Annotated in this window: 5 protein-coding genes and 1 pseudogene; all 6 read right to left on the bottom strand. The window is 70.2% G+C overall.

Features of this window, described 5'->3' with window-relative positions:
• Positions 1 to 2,338 (bottom strand): cobaltochelatase subunit CobN (locus U9979_RS12310; RefSeq protein ID WP_322779497.1); only part of this gene is annotated, 2,338 nt, incomplete at its 3' end.
• A 2-nt stretch (positions 2,339 to 2,340) separates the two neighbouring features.
• Positions 2,341 to 3,876, bottom strand: a complete 1,536-nt coding sequence (locus tag U9979_RS12305; protein ID WP_322779496.1) for a cobyric acid synthase — start codon at positions 3,874 to 3,876, stop codon at positions 2,341 to 2,343.
• Positions 3,873 to 4,904 (bottom strand): cobalamin biosynthesis protein, encoded by a 1,032-nt coding sequence (locus tag U9979_RS12300; protein WP_322779498.1) that lies wholly within the window; start codon positions 4,902 to 4,904, stop codon positions 3,873 to 3,875. Before U9979_RS12300 ends, U9979_RS12305 begins: the two co-directional genes overlap by 4 nt.
• Before the next feature lie 343 nt (positions 4,905 to 5,247).
• Positions 5,248 to 5,526: a type II toxin-antitoxin system Phd/YefM family antitoxin gene (locus U9979_RS12295; RefSeq protein WP_322779495.1), complete on the bottom strand. Its 279-nt coding sequence runs from the start codon at positions 5,524 to 5,526 to the stop codon at positions 5,248 to 5,250.
• A 120-nt stretch (positions 5,527 to 5,646) separates the two neighbouring features.
• Positions 5,647 to 6,195: a hypothetical protein gene (locus U9979_RS12290; protein ID WP_322779494.1), complete on the bottom strand. Its 549-nt coding sequence runs from the start codon at positions 6,193 to 6,195 to the stop codon at positions 5,647 to 5,649.
• A pseudogene (locus U9979_RS12285) lies at positions 6,195 to 6,431 on the bottom strand (hypothetical protein); the annotation flags it as partial. The pseudogene U9979_RS12285 and the gene U9979_RS12290, both read right to left, overlap by 1 nt.

The raw sequence follows: 6,431 nt of genomic DNA, 5'->3' as shown, positions 1-6,431 counted from the left end.
TCGCTGACCCGAGGACGTCCGCGCACACCCCGGACGCGGCGGCCGGATCCCAGCCGGCGGCGTCCATCCCGGTGACGAGCGCGCGGGCTGTCGTCTCGAATTCGTCCACCTCGACCCGCCCGGCCCTGCCGCCCTCGACATGGCCGAGCGCGGCTCGCAGCCCCGGCAGCGCTCGGGCGGTCCCGCCCCACACCTGCGACGCCCGCAGGATCGCGAGCACCAGGTTCACCCGCGCCGCACCGGCCGGGGCCTGGCCGAGAATGTGCAGGCCGTCGCGGATCTGGGTGTCCTTGACCTCGCACAGGTAGCCGTCGACGTGCAGCAGGAAGTCGTCGAAGGCGTCGTCGCCCGGGCGTTGGTCCAAGCCCAGGTCGTGATGGAGTTGCGCGGCCTGGATCAACGTCCAGATCTGCGCCCGCACAGCCGGCAGTTTGGCCGGGTCGAGCGCGGCGAGTGTCGCGTGCTCGTCGAGGAGCTGCTCCAGTTTGGCCATGTCGCCGTAGGTGTCGGCGCGTGCCATCGGCGGCACCAGATGGTCGACGATTACCGCGTGTGCGCGGCGTTTCGCCTGGGTGCCCTCGCCCGGGTCGTTGACCAGGAACGGGTAGACCAGCGGCAGGTCACCGAGGACGGCGTCCGGGGCGCAGTCGGCGGACAGGCCGAGCCCCTTGCCCGGCAGCCACTCCAACGTCCCGTGTTTACCCAGGTGCACGACCGCGTCCGCGCCGAACTCGGAATCCAGCCAGCGGTAGGCGGCCAGATAATGGTGGGACGGCGGCAGGTCCGGGTCGTGGTAGATCGCCACCGGATTCTCCCCGAAGCCCCGCGGTGGCTGGATCATGAGCAGGATGTTGCCGAAGCGCAGCGCTGCGAGAACGATCGCCGGTTCGCGGCCCCCGTCAACATAGAGGGTGCCCGGCGGGTCACCCCAGTGCCGGACCATCGCATCCCGCAGGCTCGCCGGCAGGGCGTCGAACCAGCGTCGGTAGACCGAGGCGGGTACCCGGGCCGGCGCGGCCGCGAGCTGCTCCTCGCTGAGCCATTCCACGTCGTGCCCGCCGGCTGCGATCAACGTGTGGATGAGGGTGTCCCCGTCGGAGAGCGCTGCGGGTCCGTTCTGACCATCCGCCGCCACAGGTTCGGGGTCTCCCAGGTCGTAACCGGCCGCGCGCAGCGCGTCCAGCAACCGGATCGCGGACGCCGGGGTGTCCAGGCCGACGGCGTTACCGACCCGGGCGTGCTTCGTCGGGTACGACGACAGCACCAACGCGATCTTCTTCTCGCTGGCCGGGACGTGTCGCAGCCGGGCCAGGCGCGCGGCGATCCCGGCGAGCCGGGCCGCGCGTTCGGGGTCGGCCGTGTACACCGGCACTCCGTCCGCACCGGATTCCTTGAACGAGAACGGCACGGCGATGATCCGGCCGTCGAACTCGGGGATCGCGACCTGCATGGCTGCGTCCATCGGTGTCACGCCCGCGTCGCCCGCCGCCCATTGCGCACGCGACGAGGTCAGGCACAGCCCCTGCACCACGGGTACGTCCAGGGTGGCGAGTGCACCGACGTCCCACGCCTGGTCATCCCCGCCTGCGGACGCATCCGACGGTCGGGTGCCACCGGCGGCGAGCACGGTCACCACCAGCGCGTCGACCCCGGCGAGCAGACCCAGGACGCCGTCAACCCGGCCGGCTGCATCCAGGTTGCTTGCATCCAGGCCGCGCAGGGACGGGGCGAACACCGGGTGGGCATTGGCCCCGCGGGCCTCCAACGCGTCGCACAGTGTGTCCACGAACGCGGTGTTGCCGGACGTGGCGTGCGCCCGGTAGAACACGACCCCGACCGTTGGACGGTCGGGCCTGCGCATCCGCGTGCCGTGCACCCCGGCGGCGGGCATCGCCGCGGGCGGCGCGAAACCGAACCCGGTGAGCAGCAGGGTGTCGGCAAGGAAGCGGTACAGCTCGGCGAGGTTCGCGGTGCCGCCCTCAGCCAGGTATCCCAGCGTCGCCGTGGCAACACCGGCCGGTACGGTGGAACGTCCCATGAGTTCGGCGTCGGGCACCGCTTCCCCGCCGAGTACCACCGTCGGGCGGCCCGCGGCGAGCGTCGCGGCCAGCCCGTCCGGCCAGGCCCGCACCCCCCCGAGCAGCCGGACGACCACCACGGCCGCGCCGTCGAGCAGCGTGGCGATGTCCTCGGTGGCGCTGTCCGCGGCGGCGAGCCGGGCCGGGTTGGCCACCCGCCACGGCATCCCGCTGGCACGAGCGGCCAGTAGCTCGGTGTCCGCCGTGGACAGCAGGACGATCGTGGGTTCGACGATCGTAGGTTCGTCGCCGGCGGACATTTTTAGGGCGCTCCCGGTGGTACGAAGGGAAGGGTGGACGGTGGGCCGCTGTTCAGGAGCGCGCGGACGGCGGCGGTGTCGAGGTGGTCGGCGATCAGATCGCCGAGCGCGTCGAGCCGGCGCTGGCGCACATCGGCGAAGCAGGTGGCAGCCGGGGTGAACGAGCGTCCGGCCCGGGTCGCCACGTCGATGAGCAACGCCCGGCGGAACTCGTCGTTCTCCAACAGCCCATGCCAGCTGGTGCCGGCCACCGCGCCGACGCGGATGCCGTCCGCAGCGAACGGCTCACCGCCGTCGCCGTCCACGGTCAGCCGACCGTGGCGGATCTCATAGCCGGTGACCGCGAGTCCCTCGGCGCTCATGCCGGCGCGCCGGCCGAGCAGCTTGTCCCGGGCGAACGTGGTGGTCACCGGTAGCAGGCCGAGGCCGTTCACCGTCCCGGTACCGGACTCGACCGGATCGTGGATGTGCCGGCCGAGCAGCTGGTATCCGCCGCAGATCCCGAGGATCGGCCGGCCATCGGCCGCGCGTGCCCGCAGTGTCGCGTCCAGGCCGCATCCGCGCAGCCAGGCCAGGTCCGCCACGGTCGCGCGCGTCCCGGGTATGACGACCAGGTCGGCGTCGAGGAGGTCGGCGGGTCGGGTCGCGAACGCCACAACCACCCCGGGTTCGGCCCGCAGCGGGTCGATGTCGGTGACGTTGGACAGCCGTGGCAACCGGATCACCGCCACCCGCAGGAACTCCCCCTTGCTCGCCTCCGCGGTCGGCACTTCGGTCGGCGCTTCGGCCGGCGGGAGTTCGCCGGGGTACGAGGCGAGATCGAGGGAATCCTCGACATCCAGCCACAGCCCGGACCGCCACGGCAGCACCCCGTGCACGGGACGCCCGGTGAGCCGCTCAAGCTGACGCAGGCCGGGTTCGAGCAGCCGTGGGTCGCCGCGGAACTTGTTGATGATCCATCCTGCGATCAGTGCCTGGTCGGCCGCGTCGAGCAGGGCCAGGGTGCCGAACAGCGCGGCGAATACCCCGCCCCGGTCGATGTCGCCGACGACCAGCACCGGCAGGTTCGCGGCCCGCGCCAGCCCCATGTTCGCGATGTCGGTGTCCCGCAGGTTGATCTCCGCGGGTGAGCCGGCCCCCTCACAGATCACTGCGTCGAACCGGGCGCGCAGGTCGGCCAGGCAGTCCGCGACGACCGCGGCCAGATGTGCCTTGTGCGGACGGTAACTCAACGCGTCCACCTCGGCGACCGGACGGCCGAGAACGATGAGCTGGCTGTGTCGGTCGTCGCCGGGTTTGAGTAGGACCGGGTTCATCGCCGCCTCCGGCTCGACCCCGGCGGCGGCGGCCTGCATCGCCTGGGCACGGCCGATCTCGGCGCCATCCGCCGTCACGACGGAGTTCAGCGCCATGTTCTGGGCCTTGAACGGCGCGACCCGCAGGCCTTGCCGGGCCAGCCATCGGCACAGACCGGCGGTGACGACGCTCTTGCCCGCGTCCGATGTCGTCCCGGCAACCAGCAGTGCGCCTCCAGTCACCTTCTGTTCCGTCGACGCGCCCGGCCTGACGTCCACGCTGACCGGACGGCTGACCGGGCCGCCGACCTGGTGACCGACGCTCCTGCGGCGACACCCGCTGACAGGATGAGCGCGCTGGCGCTGACCGCGGCGGACAGGACCGCGGCTCGCTCCAGGTCGGCGGGCTGGGCGGTGCGGCCGTATCCCATCACCGGCCGGTGTTCGACTCCGTGGTGGTAACGCAACGTCCCGCCCAGGCGCAGCCCGAGCGCACCGGCGAAGGCCGCCTCCACCTGACCGGCGTTCGGACTCGGATGGCTCGCGCCGTCGCGGCGCATCACCCAGTAGGCGTCAACGGGCGAGCCGCCGACGACCGGCGCACACGCACATGCCAGTAGCCCCGCGACCCGGGAAGGTAGGAGGTTTGCGAAATCGTCCAGGCGGGCTGAGGCCCAGCCGAAGCGGGCGTGGCGGCTGCTGCGGTAGCCGACCATGGCGTCCAGAGTATTGATCGCCCGGTAGCCGAGCAGGCCGGGAACGCCACCGACGGCTCCCCAGATCAGCGGCCCGACGACCGCGTCCGAGGTGTTCTCGGCAAGAGATTCGACCCCGGCGCGGGAGAGGCCGGCCGTGTCCAGGACGGCCGGATCCCGACCGCACAGCGCCGGCAGACGGCTTCGGGCCGCGGCCACATCGCCGCGGGCGAGGTCACTGCCGAGTCGGCGGCCGTGGCGGCGCAGGGACGTCCCGCCGAGGACCGTCCACGTGGCCGCCGCGGTCAATGCCGCCGATGTCGCGCGTTGACAGCCAAACCGACGCCCGGCCCTGGCCACGCCGGTGCGCGCCAGAGCGCCGAGCACGACCGTGCCGCCAGCGAGTACGGAGGTGTAGGCCAGACCAGCGGCCCGGCTGTCGTGGTAGAGCAACCGTTCGGCATGGTCGGCAACGGTGCCGAAGGCGGCTACCGGGTGCATCCGCGCCGGGTCGGCGAGAACGACATCGAGTGCGGCGCCGGCCAGCAAGCCGGCGGCGCGGACCCATCCGGGCATGTGCATCCCCCGCGACGTGTGGCTGGAGATCGACTTTTCATCGCCGGCGGCCTGGCGGTGTGGCCGGGCACTCAGCGTCAGGAGGAACTCCAACCGGTTTCCTCCGTGTCCCTCGCGTGTCCATCGGCTGGGGCTTGGTGCATCGGCTGGGCCTGATGAGCAGAACAGATCCCCCGGCTTCCGGTCAAGTGCGCCAACCTGCCACGGCCGAACCACCCGTCCGCTCCCTCGCTCCCGGGCTACCTGGCCGGTGACCGCAACGATGCGTTCGTCGACTCCGGCACGCCAGGGTCTGGCCTGCGCTTTCTGGTCTCGGCGAGAACACTGGTGTCCAGCAGATAGTTCATCCGCCGGTACCAACGTCGCTCTCCCTGGGAAAGTCCTTTTTGCGCGCGACCTCGATCTCGTCCATAACGGAAACGACGTCGCCATCAAAGTACGGCGGGCCGAGAAGGAGCTCGATGAGGTTCTTGTTCGGCGCAGTCAGCCTTCGATATTCATTGATGTCGATGACGACGGCGATCTCCTCGCCATGCCGGGTGATGGTCTGTGGACCGTCGTTCTGCGCGGCGCGAAGCACCTCGCTGAAGCGTTGTCTTGCTTCTTGAACCTGCCAACTCATCACGGCCTCCAACATCAACCACCGGATAGTCCGTGTATACAGGTTAGATTCTGCCTTGCCAGTTCATCGGTCGACTCGCCCGGTGTAATGGGACCTGATCCGACCCCAGTGCGTCTTCGTTCAGGGTGTGCAGTTCCTGGGTTGGTCCTGGCCGGCGACCTTGAAGTCGTTGCAGGTCATGAACCGATCGTTGTGGCGGCCTGTCAGCCATCCGGCCGCGGCGACGAGGGCTGTCATCACTATCAGGACGGCAAGCGGCCGACCCCTGAGTGTTTCCAACGAAGGTACGACAACGCGTGCGAGCAGCAGTAGGACGCACGGGACGGATGTTGCACCGATGATGACGCCCAGCGCCATAAGGATCGGTGATGACTCCGCCGCGGTGAGCGAACCGGTCACGCTCAGGGCGAGGACCGTCCAGATAGCAGGTGCGGCGAGCAGAATCCGTCCCGACACGGCCGGGATCCTGACTCTACGGGGGGCTTCATGGGGCGCAAGGAAACTGGCGCCGAACGCGATGGTGCTGGCGACCACGACAGCGTAGACGTCCTCGTAGAACACCGTGTTGTACGCGCCGAGGTTGAAAGCCACCCGCCAGGTGATCAGCCCGAGTGTGATCGCCGCGACGAGGAAGCTGCGATAGCGGGCAGCGTGTTGGTCGACCGACATCACGGGACGCCTCCGAATAGATTCTGGTCGGGGCCGTCCCGTGTGCCGGGGCCGTCCCGTGTGTTGTGGAGGGTGCGGCGGTAGGGGTTGCGTCGGGGAGTGCGGGTCGGGTCGATCCATCCCGGGGGAATCCATTCGGGAACACCGTCGGCACCGATCCGTACCTGCCAGTCACTGTGATGTAACATTCTGTGGTGCTGGCCGCAGGTCAACACCAGGTTGTCCAGGGCGGTGCG

It is taken from the genome of Protofrankia sp. Cas4 (genome assembly GCF_963555915.1).
Classification (GTDB): domain Bacteria; phylum Actinomycetota; class Actinomycetes; order Frankiales; family Frankiaceae; genus Protofrankia.
The sequence above is the reverse complement of the archived record's forward strand: the minus strand, read 5'-3'. Positions and strand labels throughout refer to the sequence as shown.

What these genes read in the sequence shown, in the direction of transcription:
- U9979_RS12300 (WP_322779498.1), bottom strand. Translation starts at nt 4,904, where the DNA reads ATGCCCGGATGGGTCCGCGCCGCCGGCTTGCTGGCCGGCGCCGCACTC.
- U9979_RS12295 (WP_322779495.1), bottom strand. Translation starts at nt 5,526, where the DNA reads ATGAGTTGGCAGGTTCAAGAAGCAAGACAACGCTTCAGCGAGGTGCTT.
- U9979_RS12290 (WP_322779494.1), bottom strand. Translation starts at nt 6,195, where the DNA reads ATGTCGGTCGACCAACACGCTGCCCGCTATCGCAGCTTCCTCGTCGCG.